General features: G+C 63.4%; 20 protein-coding genes and 1 riboswitch. Of the genes, 6 read left to right on the top strand and 14 right to left on the bottom strand.

Annotated elements, in window-relative coordinates; genetic code table 11:
• Nucleotides 1-108: 108 nt before the first annotated feature.
• Nucleotides 109-328, bottom strand: a riboswitch (cobalamin riboswitch).
• A 167-nt stretch (nt 329-495) separates the two neighbouring features.
• Nucleotides 496-1,074, top strand: a complete 579-nt coding sequence (locus tag ABNP31_RS06145) for a hypothetical protein (RefSeq protein WP_085619516.1) — start codon at nt 496-498, stop codon at nt 1,072-1,074.
• A 223-nt stretch (nt 1,075-1,297) separates the two neighbouring features.
• On the opposite strand, the gene ABNP31_RS06140 is transcribed toward ABNP31_RS06145, so the two are convergent.
• Complete coding sequence (locus ABNP31_RS06140; protein WP_112252663.1) at nt 1,298-1,561, bottom strand: DUF3077 domain-containing protein; 264 nt, start codon at nt 1,559-1,561, stop codon at nt 1,298-1,300.
• Nucleotides 1,562-2,810: 1,249 nt separating this feature from the next.
• On the opposite strand from ABNP31_RS06140, the gene ABNP31_RS06135 reads away from it, so the two are divergent.
• Nucleotides 2,811-4,157 carry a PQQ-dependent sugar dehydrogenase gene (locus tag ABNP31_RS06135; RefSeq protein WP_350013089.1) on the top strand — a complete coding sequence of 449 codons (1,347 nt, stop codon included), beginning with the start codon at nt 2,811-2,813 and terminating at the stop codon, nt 4,155-4,157.
• On the opposite strand, the gene ABNP31_RS06130 is transcribed toward ABNP31_RS06135, so the two are convergent.
• The 5 genes from ABNP31_RS06130 to ABNP31_RS06110 all read right to left on the bottom strand — a co-directional run bounded on the left by ABNP31_RS06130 (nt 4,123) and on the right by ABNP31_RS06110 (nt 8,727).
• Nucleotides 4,123-4,656, bottom strand: coding sequence for a C40 family peptidase (locus ABNP31_RS06130; protein ID WP_085665677.1), 534 nt, complete (start codon nt 4,654-4,656; stop codon nt 4,123-4,125). The two genes, ABNP31_RS06135 and ABNP31_RS06130, sit on opposite strands and share 35 nt — an antisense overlap.
• A gap of 139 nt (nt 4,657-4,795) precedes the next feature.
• Entirely contained in the window at nt 4,796-5,449 is a 654-nt protein-coding gene (locus ABNP31_RS06125; protein WP_084785065.1) for a C40 family peptidase, read from the bottom strand.
• 125 nt (nt 5,450-5,574) lie between these two features.
• Complete coding sequence (gene hda / locus ABNP31_RS06120; RefSeq protein WP_013971369.1) at nt 5,575-6,282, bottom strand: DnaA regulatory inactivator Hda; 708 nt, start codon at nt 6,280-6,282, stop codon at nt 5,575-5,577.
• A gap of 291 nt (nt 6,283-6,573) precedes the next feature.
• Entirely contained in the window at nt 6,574-7,647 is a 1,074-nt protein-coding gene (locus ABNP31_RS06115; RefSeq protein WP_085665678.1) for an AI-2E family transporter, read from the bottom strand.
• 12 nt (nt 7,648-7,659) lie between these two features.
• Entirely contained in the window at nt 7,660-8,727 is a 1,068-nt protein-coding gene (locus tag ABNP31_RS06110; RefSeq protein WP_085665679.1) for a DUF2066 domain-containing protein, read from the bottom strand.
• Between the two features lie 340 nt (nt 8,728-9,067).
• Here ABNP31_RS06110 and purM point away from each other — a divergent pair, with 340 nt between their 5' ends.
• The 3 genes from purM to ABNP31_RS06095 are packed head-to-tail and all read left to right on the top strand — an operon-like array spanning nt 9,068 to nt 11,498.
• Nucleotides 9,068-10,126, top strand: a complete 1,059-nt coding sequence (gene purM, locus ABNP31_RS06105; protein ID WP_013971366.1) for a phosphoribosylformylglycinamidine cyclo-ligase — start codon at nt 9,068-9,070, stop codon at nt 10,124-10,126.
• On the top strand, nt 10,126-10,779 hold the full coding sequence (gene purN, locus ABNP31_RS06100; RefSeq protein WP_085665680.1) for a phosphoribosylglycinamide formyltransferase: 654 nt from the start codon (nt 10,126-10,128) through the stop codon (nt 10,777-10,779). Before purM ends, purN begins: the two co-directional genes overlap by 1 nt.
• Before the next feature lie 8 nt (nt 10,780-10,787).
• Nucleotides 10,788-11,498, top strand: a complete 711-nt coding sequence (locus ABNP31_RS06095; RefSeq protein ID WP_025338015.1) for a DUF3108 domain-containing protein — start codon at nt 10,788-10,790, stop codon at nt 11,496-11,498.
• 437 nt (nt 11,499-11,935) lie between these two features.
• On the opposite strand, the gene ABNP31_RS06090 is transcribed toward ABNP31_RS06095, so the two are convergent.
• Nucleotides 11,936-12,994 (bottom strand): IS110 family transposase, encoded by a 1,059-nt coding sequence (locus ABNP31_RS06090; protein ID WP_085665802.1) that lies wholly within the window; start codon nt 12,992-12,994, stop codon nt 11,936-11,938.
• A 264-nt stretch (nt 12,995-13,258) separates the two neighbouring features.
• On the opposite strand from ABNP31_RS06090, the gene ABNP31_RS06085 reads away from it, so the two are divergent.
• Nucleotides 13,259-13,441, top strand: a complete 183-nt coding sequence (locus ABNP31_RS06085; protein WP_003257734.1) for a hypothetical protein — start codon at nt 13,259-13,261, stop codon at nt 13,439-13,441.
• Nucleotides 13,442-13,486: 45 nt separating this feature from the next.
• On the opposite strand, the gene ABNP31_RS06080 is transcribed toward ABNP31_RS06085, so the two are convergent.
• The 7 genes from ABNP31_RS06080 to ABNP31_RS06050 all read right to left on the bottom strand — a co-directional run bounded on the left by ABNP31_RS06080 (nt 13,487) and on the right by ABNP31_RS06050 (nt 21,949).
• Nucleotides 13,487-14,026 carry a DUF2058 domain-containing protein gene (locus ABNP31_RS06080; RefSeq protein WP_025338014.1) on the bottom strand — a complete coding sequence of 180 codons (540 nt, stop codon included), beginning with the start codon at nt 14,024-14,026 and terminating at the stop codon, nt 13,487-13,489.
• Nucleotides 14,027-14,052: 26 nt separating this feature from the next.
• Entirely contained in the window at nt 14,053-14,886 is an 834-nt protein-coding gene (gene mazG, locus ABNP31_RS06075; RefSeq protein ID WP_075044006.1) for a nucleoside triphosphate pyrophosphohydrolase, read from the bottom strand.
• A gap of 124 nt (nt 14,887-15,010) precedes the next feature.
• The gene (relA, locus tag ABNP31_RS06070) at nt 15,011-17,251 is read right to left on the bottom strand and encodes a GTP diphosphokinase (protein ID WP_015269231.1); all 2,241 of its coding nucleotides are present in this window, start codon (nt 17,249-17,251) and stop codon (nt 15,011-15,013) included.
• Between the two features lie 96 nt (nt 17,252-17,347).
• Nucleotides 17,348-18,706 (bottom strand): 23S rRNA (uracil(1939)-C(5))-methyltransferase RlmD, encoded by a 1,359-nt coding sequence (rlmD, locus tag ABNP31_RS06065; protein WP_061551293.1) that lies wholly within the window; start codon nt 18,704-18,706, stop codon nt 17,348-17,350.
• Nucleotides 18,707-19,606: a cysteine synthase CysM gene (cysM, locus tag ABNP31_RS06060; RefSeq protein ID WP_043936067.1), complete on the bottom strand. Its 900-nt coding sequence runs from the start codon at nt 19,604-19,606 to the stop codon at nt 18,707-18,709.
• A 237-nt stretch (nt 19,607-19,843) separates the two neighbouring features.
• Complete coding sequence (locus ABNP31_RS06055; protein WP_350013088.1) at nt 19,844-21,226, bottom strand: sensor histidine kinase; 1,383 nt, start codon at nt 21,224-21,226, stop codon at nt 19,844-19,846.
• A 3-nt stretch (nt 21,227-21,229) separates the two neighbouring features.
• On the bottom strand, nt 21,230-21,949 hold the full coding sequence (locus ABNP31_RS06050; protein WP_025338009.1) for a response regulator transcription factor: 720 nt from the start codon (nt 21,947-21,949) through the stop codon (nt 21,230-21,232).
• Between the last annotated feature and the right edge of the window lie 192 nt (nt 21,950-22,141).

Genomic DNA, 22,141 nt, shown 5'->3' with positions numbered 1-22,141 from the left:
CTGGCTGGCGCCACGGCAACGCGCGGCGACAGGTAAAAGGCGGGCAGACGGAGAACGCGCAGGGGCCGTGGCCGTACGCCACGGTGCACCGCGCATCACCCTCCGTGATGCCGTTGGCAGTATCAGGCCGGTCTCCGGGCTTGTGAGCGGGCCTTGGCCCAGGCCTGCGCGCCTTCCCGGGTGCTGGCACCCAGTGGCCCTGCGCGGCCGCGACTCACCTACCGTTGCGGGGGCAGCGCCGGAATCGCGCCATGCTGGCACCCACCGGCTTCCCAGTTTCACCCTGCCCAGTCGGGGCTGGCAGGGCACCTGAAACACGCGCGAAGGTTAGAGGGTTGCACCGGGAGCGTCAATCGAAGTGGGCCGCTTTGCAGTCGAACAGGCACCGCCCGGGTAATGGCCAATTCACCTGGTTGTGCCACACTGAATACAGTGATATCACATAGCCATCACTTTCAGCTGAACGCGATCACAACGATAACAGGAGAGCGCAGCATGCGAGGCCAGATCATCAACAACCCGCGCCTGGAGTTTCTCGCCCCGGTGCTGGAGCGCTGGGGCGATTGCATCGACCGCTTCAACCAGTTTGCCGGCGATGCCGAAGCACCTTACTGGCATGGCGCCGCGGCCAATACCGGGCTGCTTGCCGCAGCGGCGTGGCAGGCCGAACTGGCGGCGCTGCAGCAGTTTGCCGGCAAGAAGCAGCGCGACGAAGGCGAACACGAAGGGCGCTGCGACCTGTCGATCAGTAGTGCCGATGAAGCGCTGTACCTCAGTGTCAGCCAGCGCTGGCCAAAAGTTGCCCGGCTGGACATGGCCGACGCCCTGCAGCAGACCGCTGCCCTCGCGCGCCAGGTGGCCTACCCCAGCCAGTTGAAAGCTGGTGCGCTGTTCATCAGCCCGTGGAAGGCTGGCCAGCATGCCAGCCCCGAGGAACTGCAGGACCTGGTCGACGATCTGCAGAAACATACCGCCTGTGCCATCGCCTGGTACTTCCCGTATGCCTACCGCAAGTTGCACAACGAACTGGGGCAGTATTTCCCGGGGGTGGCGTTGTTGCTCAAGCAGGCTTGAAGCAACTTCGGCTCGGGGCGGGACCGGAACGCGTTAGCAAGCGCGACGTGGTTTCTGTGGGAGCGGGCGTGCCCGCGAAGAATCCAACGCGGTGGCTGGCACCGGCTGCGCCGGTGTTCGCGGGCGCGCCCGCTCCCACAGAGCCCCTGCTAAACCTTTCAGTTATATGCGGCTCCATGAGAGCGCGGCCCGTGCCGCGAATGGCCTGCGCGCCTTTCAGGTCCTAACGCATCATGCCGAGTTCGGCATCATCCAGCAGCGCTTTGCCCAAGGCGCAAAGGTAGTGCGCGGCCCAGATCAGCTTTGGCTTGTCTTCCATCAGGCCGTCGATGGTCAGGTCCCGTGCATAGCCGATCAATTCCGAGGCTTGTTCGCGGGCGTTCTGGCAGGAGATACCGGGTTCGATGCGGAACAGGGGGTGGGTCTGGTTTTCACCTTGAAAGAATATGGTTTTGCCGACTGTGCATTTCGTGTCTTCGGTGGTCATTTAAGGCTCCTGTCGTAGTGAAGCGACCACCAACCGCGGCTAAACAGTATGGTGGCAGCTGTACGTGGGTTAGCCGACCGGGACGTCAGGCACCCGGCGCACCCGCAGGTGCCCCACGCACAGCCGCCATAAGGCGCCAATGCCGATTACTCGGTATTGCTCAGCTGCGGTGTCTGACGATTTCGGGCGGCTAACCCGGTCATTGAAGGTCAACGACATGCCGAGACTAGAGACCGCATTTGGCGCGCGCAACGGAGAATAGGTGTTAAGAGTATCTTTGGGAAACGGCCTACAAGAAAGGTGTTAAATCTGATTCTTGGTCTCGCCCCCACGCCACCTTTGCAACAGCAGCGGCGCATCTCACTGGCACATTGAGCCACCACCCGACTTGCTTGCTCTTGCTCTTGCTCTTGCTCTTGCTCTTGCTCTTGCTCTTGCTCTTGATCTTGATCTTGATCTTGATCTTCGCGACTTCAGGAGGCCGAGCAGAGGGCTTGCGGAGGGAGGTGACGGGCATGGATGCCCGTCAAGCGCTGAGGCCCCATGGATGGGGCCTGCAGCGCGTACTCCCGGGAGCAAGACCGGCGCGAGGGAACCCCGTAGCGTAGCGGAGGGGCCGGATGATGGGAGCGCAGCGTTTTTTGGTTACTTTTTGCCGCGTTTGGCAAAAAGTGACTCGCCGTAAGGGCGAAAAGGTGAGTAAGCGTCGCCATCGTAAATGGACTATGCGCGAGATCAAGACCGGTACTTTTCCGCTCTTCGCTCTTCGCTTTCAAGCGTGGGCATCAACAACAAGGTCAACATTCATTTTCGAAGGTGGCGCTTAATCACCTTTCCGCCCTTACGGCGGGTCACTTTTTGTCAAACGCGACAAAAAGTAACCAAAAAACGCTGGCTCCTATCATCCGGCCCCTACGCTTCGCTCCGGGGTCCCCTCGCTACGGGCCTGCTCCCGGGAGTACGCGCTGCAGGCCCCATCCATGGGGCCTCAGCGCTTGACGGGCATCCATGCCCGTCACCTCCCTCCGCAGTCCCTTCGCTCGGCCTCCTGAAGTCGCAATCGGCGGTGCCTGAACTATCGCGCGCTTAGAAGCAAAAGCAAAAGCAAAAGCAACGGCAACGGCAACGGCAACGGCAACGGCAACGGCAACGGCAACGGCAACGGCAACGGCAGTTGGATGGTTCCCGGGAACCCGGCGAACGTCGCCGACCTCTCAGTTCCATAGGCCTTCTTAGGAGGATGCCGCCCATGAAACACCTGATGCCTTGGCTATTGGCCGCCAGCCTGACTGCCTGCGGCGAAACCGCCCTGCTGAATGTACTCGACGGCAGTGGCCCAACCCCCCAGCTGCCTGCTCCGGTCAAGACCACCCTCCCCACCGTGAATATCGCCCCGGCAGTGGGCTGGCCCAAGGACGCCAAGCCCGAAGCAGCACCAGGCACTCAGGTGAAAGCGTTCGCCAGCGGACTCGACCACCCTCGCTGGCTATACCTGCTGCCCAACGGCGACGTGCTGGTAGCTGAAACCAATGCCCCGCCCAAACCCGAAGATGGCAAGGGCCTGCGCGGTTGGGTCATGAAGAAGGTGATGAAGCGGGCAGGTGCAGGCGTGCCCAGCGCCAACCGCATTACCCTGCTACGGGATGCCGACCACGACGGCGTGGCTGAAATCCGCACGACCTTCATCGAAGAGCTCAACTCACCGTTCGGCATGGCCCTGGTCGGCAAGGACCTCTACGTCGCCAACACCGACAGGCTGCTGCGCTTTCACTACGAGCCCGGTGCCATGCAAATTCGCAATGAAGGCCAGCCGGTAGTCGAGTTGCCAGGCGGGCCGCTCAACCACCACTGGACCAAGAACGTCATCGCCAGCCCCGATGGCAAGAAGCTTTTCGTGACGGTCGGCTCCAACAGCAACGTAGGCGAAAACGGTATGGACAAGGAACAGGGACGCGCCGCGGTCTGGGAAGTGGACCCCGCCAGCGGCCAGCACCGCCTGTTCGCCACCGGCCTGCGCAACCCTAACGGCCTGGCCTGGGAGCCGCACAGCGGCGCGTTGTGGACGGCAGTCAACGAGCGTGACGAGATCGGTAGCGATCTGGTACCGGACTACATCACTTCCGTGAAGGACGGCGGTTTCTATGGTTGGCCCTACAGCTACTACGGCCGCCACGTGGACGAGCGCATGCAACCGCCAGCGCCTGAAAAAGTAGCCCAGGCGCTAGTGCCCGACTACGCCGTGGGCCCACACACGGCATCGCTGGGGCTGGCATTCGCCCAACCGAATGGGCTACCACCGCCCTTCGAAGAAGGGGCATTCGTGGGCCAGCACGGGTCGTGGAACCGCAAGCCGCACAGTGGCTACAAGGTGATTTTCGTGCCGTTCGACCCTTCAGGAAAACCTTCGGGCAAGCCTGTGGACCTGCTTACCGGTTTTCTGGATGAGCATGGCAAGGCCCAAGGGCGCCCGGTCGGCGTGATCACCGACGGGCGTGGCGGCGTGCTGGTAGCCGATGATGTCGGCAATGTGGTCTGGCGGGTGAGCAAAGCCCCGCCTGTCCTCAGGGGTTCTGCGCCAGATGCCCTTGCGGAATGACGCGTTTGGCCTGCAGGTAAGCCTTGGCCCAGTAGCTGTTGGACAGGTAGTCCAGGCGCACCGTGCCACCGCTGGAAGGTGCATGCACGAAGCGCCCTTCCCCGACATAAATGCCAGCATGGCTGACCTGCGAGCCGCCACTGGTGGCGAAGAACACCAGGTCACCGGACTGCAGCGACTTGGCATCCACGGTTGGCGCGCGCATGACGATCATCTCACGCGTCGAACGCGGCAGGCTGATGCCGGCAGCATCACGGTAGACGTACTTGATCAGACCACTGCAATCGAAACCGGAGTCCGGTGTGTTGCCGCCCCAGCGATAAGGCGTGCCCACCAGGCCGATAGCACGCATCAGCACGTCATCGGCAATCGGCGAAGGGCTGGCCTGGCTATAGGTTACCTGCGGCTGTACCACAGGGGCCGGCGCAGGCGCACGGCTGGAGCAGGCAGCAAGCAAGGCTGCCAAGGAGAGAAATGCGAAGCGCGCCATCTTTACCATGGCCAGAACATCCTGTCTGAGTCCGCTGGGCCGCAGCCGAAAAGAATTGAGAATTTAGATTAGACGCTTTCTATAAATGCGCACGGCGGCGAGCTTTTTTCAAAGCATCGCCGCCGCGGCAGGATATATCATTTTGCTATCAGTTGCGCGCGATATTGGTGGTCGGCGCCATGGCCAAGGCACGCTTGGCTTCGATGAAGGTCTTGCTCCAGTAGCGGTCACCGAGGCTGTCGATGCGCACGCCACCACTGCGGCGGCTGCTGGAGTGGATGAACTGGTTGTCACCCAGGTAGATGCCGGCATGGCTCACGCGGCCGCGACCATTGGTGCTGAAGAACAGCAGGTCACCTGGCTTGAGCTTGTTGCGGGCCACTTTCGGGGCATCGACGTTGATCATTTCACGCGTGGAACGCGGCAGGGTAACGCCCGCCTCTTCGCGGAACAGGTAGCCGATGAAACCACTGCAGTCGAAGCCGGACTTCTCCGAGGTACCACCGAAGCGGTAGCGGGTGCCGATCAGCGACATGCCGCGCTCGAGAATGCTGTCAGCCAGAGCTGGCAACTGGTAAGGCTTGCTGCTGGAGAAAGCCTCCAGGTCATCTTCGGTGGCCAGCTCTTCCGGCTCGCCGAATACCGACGAGGACGAGGCTTTGGCCTTGAACGCCGATTGTGCGGCGATCGGGGAGTGATCCTGGGGCTGCGGCTCTGAATGAGAAGCTGGGCCTTGGGCCGCGCAGCCAAAAAGCAGGGTCACGAGTGCGAGTGGCACGAGGGGTGCGAAGCGCTTCAGCATGGGCACGACCGTGTCTGTAATCCTTTAGAAGGGTGAAACTATGCCCTCTATCATGGCCATTTGCAAATTTTATCGAAAAAGATGTGACTTTTTTGTTTTGCCGCTCTGGCCCAGCGTTTTCGGGGTTACCAACCCAGGGTTTCCTTGAGGAACGGGATGGTGAGCTTGCGTTGTGCCTGCAACGAGGCCTGGTCGAGACGTTCGAGCAGGTCGAACAACGCACTCATGCTGCGTGCGCCGCGGGTGAGGATGAAGTGACCGACTTCGTCGGTAAGGTGCAGGCCACGGCGCGAAGCACGCAGTTGCAGGGCACGCAGCTTGTCTTCGTCGGACAGGCCACGCATCTGGAACACCAGGGCCAGGGTCAGCCGCGACTTCAGGTCGGGCAGCTTGATCGGCAGTTCGCGCGGCGACGCCGAGGCAGCCAGCAGCAGGCGCCGGCCGCTGTCACGCAGGCGGTTGAACAGGTGGAACATGGCCTCTTCCCAGTCAGCCTTGCCGGCGATCACGTGCAGGTCGTCGATGCACACCAGTTCGTACTGGGCCAGGTAGTCGAGCAGCCCTACGCCACGATCGAGCAATTGCGCCAGTGGCAGGTAGACGGCTGGCTCGCCGCGTTGCTGGAAGCGGTGGGTGGCGGCCTGTAGCAGGTGGGTACGGCCAACACCTTGCTTGCCCCACAGGTAGATAAGGCTCTCGGTCCAGCCGGCGTCGGCTTCGCATAGCCGCTCGACGTAGCCCAATGCCGCGGCATTGGCGCCCGGATAGTAGTTGATGAAGGTGGCGTCATCGCGCAGGCGCACACCCAGGGGCAACTGGATCGGTGGTTTCATGCTCGCGGGCGGTCGACAGGACCGCAGGGGGCCTTTGGTGAACAATGTGCAAAGTCTATACCCGCAGCGCGGGGCGCACAATCGCGGCAGCGGATAGCACAAGTAAAATCAACGAGTTGCGGTTTTTTTGCTGTTTTGGGGCTGCTTTGCAGCCCTTCGCGGGCTTGCCCGCTCCCACAGGGGCGCGTAAATCATGGCCTCAGCGACACACCTGTGGGAGCGGGCAAGCATGCGAAGGGCCGCAACGCGGCCCCAATTTCTTAACTGGCCGGCATCAAGGCGGCCCCGGGATCACAACTCCGGGTCGATATCCCCGGCATACATGTCCGATTCCTTGTACAGGTCATGTACATGCCGCAGCAGCACCATGATCACCGCCGCCACCGGCAGCGCCAGCAACACCCCGGTAAAGCCGAACAGCTCACCGCCGGCCAGGATCGCGAAGATCACCGCCACCGGGTGCAGGCCGATACGGTCGCCGACCAGCAGCGGGGTCAGCACCATGCCTTCCAGCGCCTGCCCGACCATGAACACCGCGACGATCCCCAGCATCGGGTACAGGTCGCCGCCGAACTGGAACAGGCCAGCCACCAAGGCCGCGCCGATGCCGATGATGAAGCCCATGTACGGCACGATGGCAGCCAGCCCGGCGAGCATGCCGATCAGCAGCCCCAGTTCCAGCCCCACCAGCATCAGCCCGGCCGAATAGATGATGCCCAGGGCCACCATCACCATCAATTGCCCGCGCACGAACGCCCCCAGCACTTCATGGCATTCGCCCGCCAGGCCCATCACTTGCGGCTCACGCTGGCGCGGCAACAGGCCACGCAGCTTGGCCATCATCAGGTCCCAGTCACGCAACAGATAGAAACCCACCACCGGGATCAGCACCATGTTGGCCAGCCAGGCCATCAGCGCCAGGCTCGATGCGGTGGCATGGGACAGCAGCACGCCGACGATATCGGTGGTCTGGCCCATGTGCGTGCCGATGGCGGCCTTGATCTTGTCGAACTTCCAGAAGCCGTCAGCCAGGCCCAGGCGGCTCTGCACCCAGGGCAGCGCCACGTGCTCGAGCCAGTCGAGCATCTGCGGCGCCAGTTCGTACAGGCGCACCAGCTGCTTGGCCAGCAGCGGCACCAATACCAGCAGCAAGGCCAGCAACAGCAAGGTAAACAGGCCGAAAACCACCACCACGCCCCAGGTGCGCGACAGCCCCAGGCGCTCCAGGCGGTCGACCAGCGGGTCGGCCAGGTAGGCCAGCAGGATGCCGACCAGGAACGGGGTAAGAATATTGTGCAGGCTGTAAAGCAGCACGGCGACCAGCAGGGCAACGCCCAGCCAGATCCAACGACGTACGTCGGTCACGGTGTGCTCCCCTTACCAGCGAAAACGCAAACCGTCGAACGGCTTGGGTGCTGGCTGGGCCGGCACTGGTTGCCCAGCGCCGGCAGCGTCTGCCGGAGCTGGAGGGGGCTGCACAGCAGGCGCCTGCTCTACCGGTACTTCCTGCAGCTTGGCCAGGCCAAGCTGGGCGCGCAGCTGTTCGCGGTTGGCGGTCACGCCGTAGGTCAGGGTGCTGCCTTCGGCCATCTGCAGGCGCGGGCCAAAGGGTTCGAGCACGCGGGCAAGCTCTGCGTAGCGCTGCAGGTTCATCCCCTGCACTTGCACCTGCAACTGGCTGCTGGCGCCCGGGCGGGTGACGTAGCGCGGCGCCAGGCGACTGCTGAGCGCCAGCATCACGGCATCGGCCAGTGCTGCCGGGTCGGCACCTTCGGCAGTGCCTTGTTCACGCTGGTCGCCCAGCCACAGCTGCCATTTGCCCTGCCACTTGCCGTCGGCTTCCCGGGCATGCACCGCCAGCAAGGCATCGGCGCCGTAGCGCCCTGAGGCTTCGCGCAGCGCCGCAGGGTCACTGCCTTCGATCTGCTCGGCATTGGCCACCAGTTGCTCCTGCAGGTCGGCCAGAGGCAGGCGCAACGGCAGGCCACGGTGCTGCGCGGCGCGGCGCAGGGGTTGGGCGCTGGCCTGGCCGTCACCGACCAGGTTGCTGCCTTCCGCACTGTCGTTCAGCCACCAGCCGAGGATCGAGGGGCGGTTGCTGCCCCACAAGGCCAGGCCGGCCTTGCGCAAGGCCCGTTCGGTACTGCCAGGGTCGAACTCGACCAGCACCGACTCGGGTGGCCCGGCTTCGCTGGCGACCTGGTTGATGATTTGCTGCGGGTCCTTGCGCAGCCCGGCCAATGCCGGGCTTTGCGCTGCCTTGGGGTCGCCGGTCAGGCGCGTTACCAGGGTATCGAGGGCCTGGATGGTAGCCGCGGCACGGGCTTCGGCGCCCTGCCCGGATACCGGTTCGCGCACCTGGTACAGGCCGGAGACACTTTCAGCCTGGGCAGTGGCCGAGATCAGGGCCAGGCAACCGACTGCCAGAATATTGAAGAGACGCATGGAGGATTCCTGTCCAGAACACATGGAGCGACGGAGCGCTGCCTGCAGGCTGTGACCGCCACGGGCAAGAAATGCTCCGTGGCACCGGGTATTTCTGCCTGCCACCTTTCCTATACCTTATACAGCCACCCGCGCGGCAACCAGTCGCGGCCCGTGAAAGGATGTTTTTTTAATGCTTTCGGCACCTGCCCGTCGGCCTGAGGATGGCCGCTGCCCGGCAACCCTGATAAAATCGCGCGCCTTCACAGACCACTGACGTTTCAGGCAGCCGCCGCTTACCAGCCGGCCTTGGCCGTCATGGTCGTTTTTAAGAATCCCTCCCTCCTAAAGGCCTGGATCAATGAGCAAGCAACCCTCCCTGAGCTACAAGGACGCCGGTGTAGACATCGACGCCGGCGAAGCACTGGTCGAACGCATCAAGGGCGTGGCAAAACGCACCGCACGCCCTGAAGTCATGGGTGGCCTGGGCGGCTTCGGCGCCCTCTGCGAGATCCCGGCCGGCTACAAGCAGCCGGTGCTGGTCTCCGGCACCGACGGCGTCGGCACCAAGCTGCGCCTGGCACTGAACCTGAACAAGCACGACAGCATCGGCCAGGACCTGGTCGCCATGTGCGTCAACGACCTGGTAGTGTGCGGCGCCGAGCCGCTGTTCTTCCTCGACTACTATGCCACCGGCAAACTTAACGTCGACGTAGCCGCCACCGTGGTCACCGGCATCGGTGCCGGTTGCGAACTGGCCGGCTGCTCGCTGGTCGGTGGTGAAACCGCCGAAATGCCTGGCATGTACGAAGGCGAAGACTACGACCTGGCCGGCTTCTGCGTCGGCGTGGTGGAAAAGGCCGAGATCATCGACGGCTCCAAGGTTGCCACCGGCGACGCACTGATCGCCCTGCCGTCCTCGGGCCCGCACTCCAACGGCTACTCGCTGATCCGCAAGATCCTCGAAGTGTCCGCCACCGACATCGAGAACACCCAGCTCGACGGCAAGCCACTGACCGACCTGCTGATGGCGCCGACCCGCATCTACGTCAAGCCGCTGCTGCAACTGATCAAGAACACCGGCGCGGTCAAGGCCATGGCCCACATCACCGGTGGTGGCCTGCTGGACAACATCCCGCGCGTACTGCCGGCCAACGCCCAGGCGGTCATCGACGTGGCCAGCTGGCAGCGCCCGGCGGTGTTCGATTTCCTGCAGGAAAAAGGCAACGTCGACGAGCATGAAATGCACCGCGTGCTGAACTGCGGCGTCGGCATGGTCATCTGCGTGGCCCAGGATCAGGTAGAAGCTGCCCTGAACGAACTGCGCGCCGCTGGCGAGCAGCCATGGGTGATCGGCCACATCGCCGAAGCCGCCGAGGGCGCTGCCCAGGTCGAGCTGCAGAACCTCAAGGCACACTGATGCCAAGCAAGACCTGCAATGTAGTGGTACTGCTGTCGGGCTCCGGCAGCAACCTGCAAGCCCTGATCGACAGCTGCCAAGGCCAGGACAGCCCGGTGCGCATCCGTGCGGTGGTTTCCAACCGCGCCGATGCCTACGGCCTGCAACGCGCCGCGGCGGCCGGCATCGACAGCGTCGTGCTCGAGCACACCCAGTTCGACGGCCGTGAAGCCTTCGATGCCGCGCTGATGGCGCGCATCGACGCTTTCGCCCCGGACCTGGTGGTGCTGGCCGGTTTCATGCGCATCCTCAGTGGCGACTTCGTGCGCCACTACCAGGGCCGCCTGCTCAACATCCACCCGTCGCTGCTGCCCAAGTACAAGGGCCTGCATACCCACCGCCGGGCGCTGGAGGCAGGCGACGCCGAGCATGGCTGCAGCGTACACTTCGTGACTGAGGAACTCGATGGCGGCCCACTGGTCGTACAGGCTGTGGTACCGGTGGCGTCTGACGACACCGTCGAAAGCCTGGCCCAGCGGGTACACCGCCAGGAACACCTGATCTACCCGCTGGCGGTGCGCTGGTTCGCCGAAGGGCGCTTGCGCCTTGGCGAACTGGGTGCATTACTGGATGGCCAGCCCCTGGCGGCCAGCGGTCACTTGATTCGATCCTAGGAGAATTTATGCGTCGCGCCCTGCTCTTGGCTCTCGCCGTGCTCGCCCTGCCCCTCCAGGCAGCTGATCTGAAGCCTTTCTCGGCCAGCTACACCGCAGACTGGAAGCAACTGCCCATGAGCGGCACCGCCGAGCGCAGCCTGGTCAAGAATGCCAACGGTACCTGGGACCTTAACTTCAAGGCTTCCATGATGATCGCCAGCCTGACCGAGCAAAGCACCCTGCGCCTGGACAACGACACGCTGCTGCCGCAGAAGTATCACTTCGAGCGTGGCGGCCTGGGCAAGGCCAAGAAGGTCGACCTGACCTTCGACTGGAACAGCAAGAAGGTCACCGGCAGCGACCGTGGCGATGCCATCAGCCTGCCGCTGAACCGTGGCGTGCTGGACAAGTCGTCCTACCAACTGGCCCTGCAGCATGACGTGGCCGCCGGCAAGAAGAGCATGACCTACCAGGTGGTCGACGGTGACGAGATCGACACCTACGACTTCCGCGTGCTGGGCACCGAAAAGGTCACTACCAAGACCGGCCAGGTCGATGCGGTGAAGGTCGAGCGCGTGCGCGACCCAAGCCAGAGCAAGCGCATCACCGAGCTTTGGTTCGCCAAGAACTGGGACTACCTGCTGGTGCAACTGCGCCAGGTCGAGACCGATGGCAAGGAATACGTGATCGTGCTGCAGGATGGCACGGTCGATGGCAAGCCGGTGAAGGGCAACTGAGCCAGCGCTGCCTGCAGCACCCGAAGCCCCGCCTTGTGCGGGGCTTTTTTCTGCCTGCCTTGCACCGACGCCTGTAGGAGCGGCCTTGTGTCGCGATGGGGCGCGCAGCGTCCCCAGGATCTTTGCCTCAACGCAAGATTGCCGGGGCCGCTGCGCGCCCCATCGCGACACAAGGCCGCTCCTATGTATGGACTCGCCCACACTGTCTAGCTGCTTTTGAACATAGGAACCCGGTTGCATCTATGTATCAGGCCTGTTCGAGGAAGCTTTTTGCTTCTGGCCAACATCGTGGTGAGCTCGCAGCGTGCCGTTTACATTGAGGCCACTGCATCGGGCCTGTAGGAGCGGAGGCATCAGTCTGCGACGGTCTTACCAGGGGTCAATGTTCACTAGCAGGGGTTGGAGCGCTTAGCGCCCCGGTGGCATTACTCGGTTAGTCAGAGGCTCATGGCAGCCTCCGGGTTGCTGTTCGGTTTGTGTTGATAGACCTGGTCGTTCTGTAACAGGGCCCAGATAATGCGCAGATTTCGATTAGCCAGTCTGATCGCCGCTTCCTTGCGCCCAAGGCGGGATAGCCAGCGCAAGAGGCGGCGATCGTCTGGCTGATCGGAATCAGGCCTTAGCTGACTCAAGACAGCATGTGCGCCCTGGATCATCAGGCTACGTATGTAGCCGTCACCTCGCTTGCTCATCCTGCCCAATCTGACTTTGTTTCCACTGCTGTGCTGATCGGGCACGATACCGAAGAAGGCGGAATACATTCGGCCACTGGCGAAGCGGCTGGGCTCGGTCTGTTTCGCCACGATCGCCGTGGCGATGATAGGGCCTACGCCACGAATGGTGACCAGTCGCTGTGCGACTTTATCCTCCCGGGCTGTCGCTTCGAGCCGTCTACTGAGCCCCGCAATGCGTTCACCCAGAGACAGCCAGTCCGTCAACAGCTCATCGAGCAACTCACGCAATAGGTCGGGCAAAGGTAAAGAGGCATCCTCAAGAGACCGCGGCACATGCTTACCAATCGCAGCGTCGCCCTGTGGCATGGATACGCCATGCTCAAGCAGCAAACCACGTATCTGGTTACCCAGCGCGGTATGCCGCTTGATGTTGCCGCGGCGGATACGGTGCAGTGCTTGAATAGCCAGTGCTGTGGTGCTCTTGATCGATATCGAGGCAATACTGGTATCGCGACCGGCGCGCAAAATGGCATGGGTGTCGTTACGGTCGTTCTTCGCGCCGCTGCGGTGTTCGGCGACTCGTTGCGCAGGCAGGATGCGAACCGCATTACCTTTGGCCTGCAGCAGCCTTGCCCAGGCTTGTGCACCTGGGCCGCACTCCATCAAGACGGTCACTGTCGCTGGCAACCTGAGCAGGAAATCATGAAAGGCCTGACGGGATTTGATGCGATCTTCGTAGATCACCCGACCGGTAGCATCCTCGCCTGCTAACTGAAAGACCTGCTTGGCCAGGTCTACACAGATGGTTGTGCAAAGCTCCACATCAGTGGACGACAGGGAACCTTGCTTGGAACTATGCTTTTTCATGGTCTCGCCCTCGCTGCCGTTGGCTTCTTAGAACGCCACCGTGGCACTGTGATGCCTCGGCGGGGGCGAGTCCATCGATTACAAAAGCGCACCTGCCGGCCCAAAGGCTGATCATGAAACTTGTTTCATGCCGGTTTTATTTACTTAGCCTGCTAACAAATTCTATAAAGAGGTTGTGCGACACAGTGTCGCAGCCAACTGAAGCAGTGGAGTTTAACGATGACAGTCCAAGTAACCGAACGCGACGAATCGAAAATGTCCCACGAAGGCCTGGCCGCTGGTGTGCGGATCTGGGATGTGCACCAACAGGGCCAGCTGGTGGGGATGTTCCACAACGAACATGAAGCACACCAGTACCGTACAGAGCTGGAAAACCTGGAAAACCAGCGCGCCACGCAATGACCCATCTTCAAATGAAAAACCCCGCCAAGGCGGGGTTTTTCGTGGTTACCACATCAGATCATCAGGGATCTTGTAGGCCGCGTACGGGTCGTCCTCGTCCGCTTCCTCGACATGGGTATTCAGCAACAGGATACGGTTGGGGTCGCGCTCCTGGATCTTCACCGCCGCCTCCCGAGGGATCACCTCGTAACCGCCGGCAAACGACACCACGGCCAGCGCGCCATTGCTCAGCTTGGTCCGCATCAAGGCATTGACGGCAATGCGCTTGACCTTCTTGTCGTCGACGAAGTTGTAGTAGTCCTCGGTGCTCAGCTTCGGCAGGCGAGTCGCTTCGATCAACTGCTTGATCTGCGCGGCGCGGGCCTTCTGCTCGGCTTTTTCCTGCTGCTGGCGGTTCAGCTCCTGGTCACGCTTGGCTTTCTCGGCCATGGCTTCCTTGGCCAAGCGCTGCTGGCTGTCGTCCACCTCGACCTGGCCTTTGTGCTCCAGGCGTTTCTGTTTCTTCTCGGCCTTGTTGGCCTGGGAAACCTGTTTCTGGTTGACCAGACCGGCTTTGAGCAGTTGGTCGCGAAGGGAAAGGCTCATGAATGTTCACTCACTTATGCAACAGCTCAGCTGCAGCTGGGCAGGTTCTTTTCCTGACGTTTGGCTTCACCCCAAAGGGCATCCAGTTCGTCAAGGTTACAATCTTCGATGGGTCGGCCACTGTCGCGCAATGCCTGTTCGATGAAGCGGAAACGCCGCTCGAACTTGCGATTGGCACGGCGCAGGGCGTGTTCCGGGTCATGCTTGAGGTGGCGGGCCAGGTTGACGGCGGCAAACAGCAGGTCGCCGATTTCATCCTCGAGCGCATCGGCATCGCCGTCGGCCATGGCCTGCAGCACTTCATCCAGCTCTTCGCGGACCTTGTCCAACACCGGCAATGCCGCAGGCCAGTCGAAACCGACCGTGGCCGCGCGCTTTTGCAGTTTGGCTGCCCGCGACAATGCCGGCAATGCCGCTGGTACGTCGTCGAGCAGCGACAGCTGTTCGGGCTGGCTCTTTTCCGCCCGCTCTTCAGCCTTGATTTCTTCCCAGCGTGACTTGACCTGGGCCTCGCTCAGGCTGGGGGTGTCCACCGGCGCGTACAGCTCGCCGGTGGGGAATACATGCGGGTGACGGCGAATGAGCTTGCGGGTGATGCTGTCGACCACGCCGTCGAACTCGAAACGCCCTTCCTCGCGGGCCAGCTGGCTGTAGTAGACCACCTGGAACAGCAAGTCGCCCAGCTCACCTTGCAGGTGTTCGAAGTCGCCACGCTCGATGGTGTCGGCAACCTCGTAGGCCTCTTCGATGGTGTGCGGGACGATGCTCGCGTAGTTCTGCTTCAGGTCCCACGGGCAGCCGTACTGCGGGTCGCGCAGGCGGGCCATGAGGTGCAGCAGGTCTTCGAGGGTGTAGGTCATTCAGGCAGGTCCTTCGGTGGTGGCTTCTTCGCGGGCTTGCCCGCTCCCACAGGATGCATGCAGGTTTCGAAATCTGCATCTTGCCTGTGGGAGCGGGCAAGCCCGCGAAGCAGGCACCGCGGTCTCAAGGGGTACGATTACGCCGCGTCTCGATGATGTTCGGCAACTGCGAGATCCGCCCCAGCAGGCGCCCCAGCGCATCCAGGCCTGGAATCTCGATGGTCAGCGACATCAGCGCGGTGTTGTCTTCCTTGTTCGAGCGGGTGTTCACCGCCAGCACGTTGATCTTTTCGTTCAGCAGCACTTGCGACACATCGCGCAGCAAGCCCGGGCGATCGTAGGCACGGATGACGATGTCGACCGGGTAGGTCTGCACCGGGATCGGCCCCCAGCTGACCTGGATCATGCGCTCCGGCTCCTTGCCCGCCAACTGCAGCACCGAGGCGCAGTCCTGGCGGTGGATGCTCACGCCGCGGCCCTGGGTGATGTAGCCGACGATGGCGTCACCCGGCAGCGGCTGGCAGCAGCCAGCCATCTGCGTCAGCAGGTTGCCGACGCCCTGGATCTGGATGTCGCCACGCTTGCCGGTACGCGGCCCGGTAGGCTTGCGCGGTACCAGTTCGATCTGCTCGATGCGCTCGGGCTCCAGCAACTGCTGGGCGGCGTTGACCAGGTGCGCCAGGCGCAGGTCGCCAGCACCGAGCGAGGCGAACATGTCCTCGGCGGTCTTGACGTTGGTCTTCTCGGCCAGGCGCTCGAAATCCACCTGCGGCAGGCCCAGGCGGCTGAGCTCGCGTTCGAGCAAGGTCTTGCCGGCAGCGACGTTCTGGTCGCGTGCCTGCAGCTTGAACCAGTGCACGATCTTGGCTCGCGCCCGCGAGGTGGTGACGTAGCCCAGGTTGGAGTTCAACCAGTCACGGCTGGGGTTGCCGTGCTTGCTGGTGATGATCTCGACCTGCTCGCCGGTCTGCAGGCTGTAGTTGAGCGGCACGATGCGCCCGTTGATCTTGGCGCCGCGGCAGTTGTGGCCGATTTCGGTGTGCACGCGGTAGGCGAAGTCCAGCGGCGTGGCACCCTTTGGCAAGTCGATGGCGTGGCCGTCCGGGGTGAACACGTAGACCCGGTCCGGCTCGATGTCGACCCGCAGCTGCTCGGCCAGGCCACCGATATCGCCCAGCTCTTCGTGCCACTCCAGCACCTGGCGCAGCCAGGAGATCTTCTCTTCGTAATGGTTGGAACTGGACTTGACGTCGGTGCCCTTGTAGCGCCAGTGGGCGCAAACCCCAAGCTCGGCCTCCTCGTGCATGCCGTGGGTACGGATCTGCACTTCCAGCACCTTGCCCTCGGGGCCGATCACCGCGGTGTGCAGCGAGCGATAGCCGTTCTCCTTGGGGTTGGCGATGTAGTCGTCGAACTCCTTGGGGATATGCCGCCACAGGGTGTGCACGATGCCCAGCGCGGTGTAGCAGTCGCGGATTTCCGGCACCAGCACGCGTACCGCGCGCACGTCGTAGATCTGGCTGAATTCCAGGCCTTTGCGCTGCATCTTGCGCCAGATCGAATAGATATGTTTCGCCCGGCCGCTGATGTCGGCCTTGACGCCAGTGGCCAGCAGCTCGTTCTGCAGCTGGTTCATCACCTCGCTGATGAAGCGCTCGCGGTCCAGCCGGCGCTCGTGCAGCAGCTTGGCAATCTGTTTGTACTGGTCGGGTTCGAGGTAGCGGAAGGACAGGTCTTCCAGCTCCCACTTGATGTGGCCGATACCCAGGCGGTGCGCCAGCGGCGCATAGATGTCGAACACCTCGCGCGCGACACGCAGGCGTTTCTCGTCGTCGGCGGCCTTGACCGCACGGATCGCGCAGGTACGCTCGGCCAGCTTGATCAGCGCCACGCGCACGTCGTCGACCATGGCCACGAGCATCTTGCGCAGGTTCTCGACCTGCGCCTGCGAACCCAGTACCAGCGATTGGCGCGGGCTGAGGCTGGCGCTGATGGCGGCCATGCGCAGCACACCGTCGATCAGCTTGGACACCACCGGGCCAAAGCGCTGGCTGACCTCGGCCAGGGTCACCTTGCCCTCGCGTACCGAGCGGTAGATGACCGCCGCCACCAGGGAATCCTGGTCGAGCTTGAGGTCGGCGAGGATTTCGGCGATCTCCAGGCCCGCCTGGAAGCTGGACGTACCGTCCGCCCAGGAATGCTTGGCCGGGTTGCCCTTTTTCTCGACTTCATGGGCAAACTCGCAGGCCTCTTTCAGCGCTGCGCGATCCAGTGCCGAATCGACGCTTACCACATGGTCCAACCATGCTTCGAGATTGATACTGCCGTCGGTGTTGACCGGCTGGTGCACTCTCACCTGTACCATCTTTGTTTTACCTTTCCATACAGCGCACCACGCGGGTGCGCTGGCAATCACCGTGCGGCCACCCTTCCGTGAAAGCCGCACCAAGGGGCCAGTCAGCTAGCCCGCTTCGAATAACGCCATGGCCTCGACATGCGCCGTCTGAGGAAACATGTCGAGAATCCCGGCCCTTTTTAACCGGTACCCCTGGCCGACCAGCACCTGGGCGTCTCGCGCCAGCGTGGCCGGGTTGCACGATACATAGACCAGCCTTCTGGCCTTGAGGCGGGCGATGCCTTGCACCACCTCGAAAGCACCGTCGCGCGGTGGATCCAAGAGTACCGCAGAAAAGCCCTCGGCGGCCCATCCGGCGCCCGCCAAAGGCTGCGATAAATCGGCCTGAAAAAACCGTGCGTTATGCACATTGTTGTTCCGGGCATTTGCCGCGGCCCGATCGACCATGGCCTGCACACCTTCCACAGCAACCACCTCGCGCGCCTGGCGGGCCAGCGGCAGGGCGAAGTTGCCCAGGCCGCAGAACAGGTCCAGCACGCGCTCGTCGGCCTGGGGTGCCAGCCATGCCAGGGCCTGCTCGATCATCGCCGTGTTGACCTGGGCATTCACCTGCACGAAGTCACCCGGGCGCCAGGCCAGCTCCAGCTGCCAGGGCGCCAGGGCAAAGCCCAGTTGCGCGGCCGGGTCCACTGGCGCCGGCTCACCTTCGCCCTGCAGCCACAGCTGGGCATTGGCCTGCTCGCAGAATGCCTGCAACCTGGCCAGGTCTTCAGCCGGCAACGGCGCGACATGGCGCACCAGCAGCGCCTCGGCAGTGCCGCTGAACAGTTCCACATGGCCCAGCGCCTGCGGCTTGCTCAGCGAGCGCAGCACGGTCGGCAAGTGGCGCAGAATCGATTGCAAGGGCTGTACCAGCACCGCGCAATCGTCGATGGCAATGATGTCCTGGCTGGCTTCGGCGCGGAAGCCGACCTCCAGCTGGCGCGCCTTGGCGTCCCAGCGTACGGCCACGCGGGCGCGGCGCCGGTAACCGAACTCCGGCCCGCTCAGCGGTGCGGCCCATTCCTCGGGCTGCACGCCGGCCACCCGCTGTAGCTGCTCGGCCAGGGTGCGCTGCTTGAGCGCCAGCTGCGCTTCGTGCGGCAGGTGCTGCAGGTTGCAGCCACCGCAGCGCTCGTAATACCGGCATGGTGCCTGACGGCGCTCGGGGCTGGCCTGCAGCAGGCGCTCAAGGCGGGCCTCGACCACTTTGCCACGGGCATTGAGCACCCGCGCTTCCACGGCCTCGCCGGCCAGGGCGCCACTGACGAACCAGGTGCGCCCTTCGTGGAAGGCAATACCCCGGCCGTCACCGGCCAGGCGCTCTATTTCCAGGCGCTGCTTCTTGCCCACCGGGACCTGGGGGCTGCGGTTGCCGCCGGCCGGCTGGAAGCGCAGGCCGCTGTTGCTTTTCTTCTTGGACATTTAGCTCGGGTCGAACAGGCCGGTGGACAGGTAACGGTCGCCGCGGTCGCAGATGATCGCGACCATCGTGGCATTTTCCACCTCGCGGGACAGGCGCAGCATGGCCGCGACTGCACCACCGGAAGACACGCCGCAGAAAATGCCCTCTTCACGGGCAAGGCGACGGGTGGTTTCCTCGGCTTCCTGCTGCGACATGTCGACCACGCGGTCGACACGGCTGGCGTCGAAGATTTTCGGCAGGTATTCCTCGGGCCAGCGGCGGATGCCCGGAATGGCCGAGCCTTCCATTGGTTGCAGGCCGATGATCTGCACCGCCGGGTTCTGTTCCTTGAGGTACTGCGAGCAGCCCATGATGGTACCGGTGGTACCCATGGAGCTGATGAAATGAGTGATGGTGCCCTGGGTCTGCTGCCAGATCTCGGGGCCGGTGCTGTTGTAGTGGGCGATGGGGTTGTCGCCGTTGGCGAACTGGTCCAGCACCAGGCCGCGGCCTTCGGCCTGCAGCTTCTCGGCCAGGTCACGGGCGCCTTCCATGCCCTCCTCCTTGGTCACCAGGATCAGCTCGGCGCCGTAGGCGGTCATGGCGGCCTTGCGCTCGGCGGTAGAGTTGTCGGGCATGATCAGGATCATCTTGTAGCCCTTGATCGCCGCAGCCATCGCCAGAGCGATGCCGGTGTTGCCGGAGGTGGCTTCGATCAGGGTGTCGCCGGGTTTGATCTGGCCACGCAGTTCGGCGCGGGTGATCATCGACAGTGCCGGGCGGTCCTTCACCGAGCCGGCGGGATTGTTACCTTCGAGCTTGAGCAGGAGGGTGTTGCTGGTTTCGCCAGCGATACGCTGCAGGCGAACCAGGGGCGTATTGCCGACGCAATCGGCGATGGTTGGGTACTGCAAGGTCATGGCGTATTTCACAATCCGGACGGCAGGGGTGCCTATCATACCGGCAAACCCTTCCCGGCCATATCACGCAATCTGTGGTGAATATAGCTACAAGCTATATATCGGCGTGTATTGCGTGCACGGCCTTTGTAGGAGCGGCCTTGTGTCGCGATGGGGCGCGCAGCGGCCCCGGCAATATATGCGGCGAAGCTGAAACCTAGGGGCCGCTGCGCGCCCCATCGCGACACAAGGCCGCTCCTACAGGGACCGCGTTAAATTCAAGCGCTGTGGTGAGGCCGGCACATGTAACGGCAATCTCATCCACAACCGCAGCCCGCGTTTGCCATTCTGCGCCCACAAGGTGCCACCCTGGCGCTGGATGGCACTGCGGGCAATGCTCAGCCCCAGGCCGAAACCGCCATCCCCGGGCCGCGAACCGTCCAGCCGCGAGAACGGTGCAAAGATCCGCTCCAGGTCTTCTTCAGCCACGCCTCCGCCTTCGTCTTCCAGCCACAACCACCAATACCCGCCTTCACGCTGACCACCGAGGCGCACCACACCATCGGCTGGCGAATGACGAATGGCATTGCGCAACAGGTTCTCCAGCGCCTGGGCCAGGTGGTTCAGGTTGCCCTGCACCCAGCAGTCGGCCGGCACTTCGCAGCGCAGCCGCGCCAGCGACCAGCCGCTTTCATAGCTGGCATTCTCGGCCAGCAGCTCCCACAGCGCCTGCACCTCGATCGGCTCCAGGTTCATCGGCGCACGTTCGGCGTCCTGCCAGGCCAGTTGCAGGGTGTCCTCGACCAGCTGCTGCATGCAGTCCACCTCCCGCGTCAGGCGTTCACGCAGGCGCTGCAGGTCGGTTTCGCCATCGCAGGCCACCCGCAGCCGGCTGAGTGGCGTACGCATTTCGTGGGACAGGTCACGCAGCAACTGCTGCTGCATGGCTACCGTACCCTGCAGCCGCTCGGCCATCTGGTCGAAGGCCCGGGCCAGTTCGCCCAACTCGTCATGCCGGGCGATGGTGCGTGGGTCGAGGCGAGCCGACAACTGGTCGGCGCGCCAGGCATTGGCCTGCTCGCGCAACTGGTTCAACGGCACGATCAGCATGCGGTAAAGGCCCACGCACAACAGCAGGGTGAACAGGCCGGGGATGATGCCGTTGGTGACGATGCGCCACAGCATCCGATACTGCCCGGGGTTGAAGCGCTGCGGTAGTTCGATCACCAGCAGGCCCTGCTCCGGAGCCCCCGGGAACGGTATGCGCAGCCACGGCTGCTCGACGCTGCGCCGGCTCATCGGCCAGTCGACACCGCGCAGGCGGGTCAGCCGCTGCATGATCTGCGGGTCGAGACTGGCGCTGTCCAGCGGCCGCAGGTTGAGGTCGAGCACGCCAACCCAGCCGCGTTCGCGCTGGTGCATCGCCGCCACCCAACGGTCCAGCCCTGCCCGCCCACCGCTGCGCCAGGCCTGCTCGGCCTCGGCAGCGTAGCCACGCAAGGCCTGCCGCGCCGGTTCCGAGAGGAAGGCGTTCTGGGTTTCCATGTGCCGACCCCAGGTGTAGCTGAGGCCGATCATCAGCAGGCAGAAGCCCACCAGCAGGATCGCCAGCTTCCAGAACAGCGAGCGGCGGTCGAGCATGGGTCACTCCGCCTCGCTGGCGCTGAGTACGTAGCCTTTGCCCCACACGGTGCGGATCTGCCGTTCGTGATAGCCGATGCCCTTGAGCTTGCGACGGATCTGGCTGACGTGCATGTCCAGGCTGCGGTCATGCCGCGAATAGCCTCGCTGCAGCACTTGCTGGTAGAGGAACGGCTTGCTCAGCACTTCGTCGAGGTTGCGGTTGAGGATGTCGAGCAGGCGGTATTCGCTGGGAGTCAGGCCGGCCAGGCGACCCTCCAGGCGCACGTCGCACAGTGCCTCGTCGTATTGCAGTTCGCCGCTGCCGGCACGCGCCTGCGGGGCTTGATGGCGCCGCTCGAGGGCGACGCGGCGCAGGATGGCCTCGATGCGTACCTGCAGCTCGGCCATGCTGAACGGCTTGGGCAGGTAGTCGTCGGCACCGCGCTGGAAACCGCTGATGCGGTCGGCCTCGGCGCCCAGCGCCGACATCAGGATCACCGGCGTGGCGCTGCGCTTGCGCAACTGCGCAAGGGCATCCAGGCCGTTGAGCCCGGGCAACAGGATGTCCATGAGCACCACATCGAAAGCCTGGCGCCCCGCCGTTTCCAGGCCCTCCAGCCCATTGCGGCACCAGGTCACCTGGAAGCCGCCGCGCTGCAGCTCTTCGTGCAGGTAGGCACCGAGGACCGGGTCATCCTCGATGGCGAGGATATTGGAGTTGTGAATAGCTACAGGATTCATTGGCAACTGCCATGCATTCTCAATTGCGCAATTATTGAGTATCCAGCGCCCGCCAGGCAACCGCCCTGCGACCAATGCCCCTGCAAGGGCGCAAAACACGTACTAAAGAGGTGCAATAGCACGGCAGGCGGAGTAACTTCCCGGCTTGGCCGTCATCGCTTGACGGCGTCCAGGCACATGACAGGAGGCGAG

It is taken from the genome of Pseudomonas asiatica (assembly GCF_040214835.1).
Taxonomy (GTDB): Bacteria; Pseudomonadota; Gammaproteobacteria; order Pseudomonadales; family Pseudomonadaceae; genus Aquipseudomonas; species Aquipseudomonas putida_Z.
Note: the sequence above shows the minus strand (reverse complement) of the source record. Positions and strands in the feature narration are given on the sequence as shown.

What these genes read in the sequence shown, in the direction of transcription:
- ABNP31_RS06145 (WP_085619516.1), top strand. Translation starts at nt 496, where the DNA reads ATGCGAGGCCAGATCATCAACAACCCGCGCCTGGAGTTTCTCGCCCCG.
- ABNP31_RS06140 (WP_112252663.1), bottom strand. Translation starts at nt 1,561, where the DNA reads ATGACCACCGAAGACACGAAATGCACAGTCGGCAAAACCATATTCTTT.
- ABNP31_RS06135 (WP_350013089.1), top strand. Translation starts at nt 2,811, where the DNA reads ATGAAACACCTGATGCCTTGGCTATTGGCCGCCAGCCTGACTGCCTGC.
- ABNP31_RS06130 (WP_085665677.1), bottom strand. Translation starts at nt 4,656, where the DNA reads ATGGTAAAGATGGCGCGCTTCGCATTTCTCTCCTTGGCAGCCTTGCTT.
- ABNP31_RS06125 (WP_084785065.1), bottom strand. Translation starts at nt 5,449, where the DNA reads ATGCTGAAGCGCTTCGCACCCCTCGTGCCACTCGCACTCGTGACCCTG.
- hda (WP_013971369.1), bottom strand. Translation starts at nt 6,282, where the DNA reads ATGAAACCACCGATCCAGTTGCCCCTGGGTGTGCGCCTGCGCGATGAC.
- ABNP31_RS06110 (WP_085665679.1), bottom strand. Translation starts at nt 8,727, where the DNA reads ATGCGTCTCTTCAATATTCTGGCAGTCGGTTGCCTGGCCCTGATCTCG.
- purM (WP_013971366.1), top strand. Translation starts at nt 9,068, where the DNA reads ATGAGCAAGCAACCCTCCCTGAGCTACAAGGACGCCGGTGTAGACATC.
- purN (WP_085665680.1), top strand. Translation starts at nt 10,126, where the DNA reads ATGCCAAGCAAGACCTGCAATGTAGTGGTACTGCTGTCGGGCTCCGGC.
- ABNP31_RS06095 (WP_025338015.1), top strand. Translation starts at nt 10,788, where the DNA reads ATGCGTCGCGCCCTGCTCTTGGCTCTCGCCGTGCTCGCCCTGCCCCTC.
- ABNP31_RS06085 (WP_003257734.1), top strand. Translation starts at nt 13,259, where the DNA reads ATGACAGTCCAAGTAACCGAACGCGACGAATCGAAAATGTCCCACGAA.
- ABNP31_RS06080 (WP_025338014.1), bottom strand. Translation starts at nt 14,026, where the DNA reads ATGAGCCTTTCCCTTCGCGACCAACTGCTCAAAGCCGGTCTGGTCAAC.
- mazG (WP_075044006.1), bottom strand. Translation starts at nt 14,886, where the DNA reads ATGACCTACACCCTCGAAGACCTGCTGCACCTCATGGCCCGCCTGCGC.
- relA (WP_015269231.1), bottom strand. Translation starts at nt 17,251, where the DNA reads ATGGTACAGGTGAGAGTGCACCAGCCGGTCAACACCGACGGCAGTATC.
- rlmD (WP_061551293.1), bottom strand. Translation starts at nt 18,706, where the DNA reads ATGTCCAAGAAGAAAAGCAACAGCGGCCTGCGCTTCCAGCCGGCCGGC.
- cysM (WP_043936067.1), bottom strand. Translation starts at nt 19,606, where the DNA reads ATGACCTTGCAGTACCCAACCATCGCCGATTGCGTCGGCAATACGCCC.
- ABNP31_RS06055 (WP_350013088.1), bottom strand. Translation starts at nt 21,226, where the DNA reads ATGCTCGACCGCCGCTCGCTGTTCTGGAAGCTGGCGATCCTGCTGGTG.
- ABNP31_RS06050 (WP_025338009.1), bottom strand. Translation starts at nt 21,949, where the DNA reads ATGAATCCTGTAGCTATTCACAACTCCAATATCCTCGCCATCGAGGAT.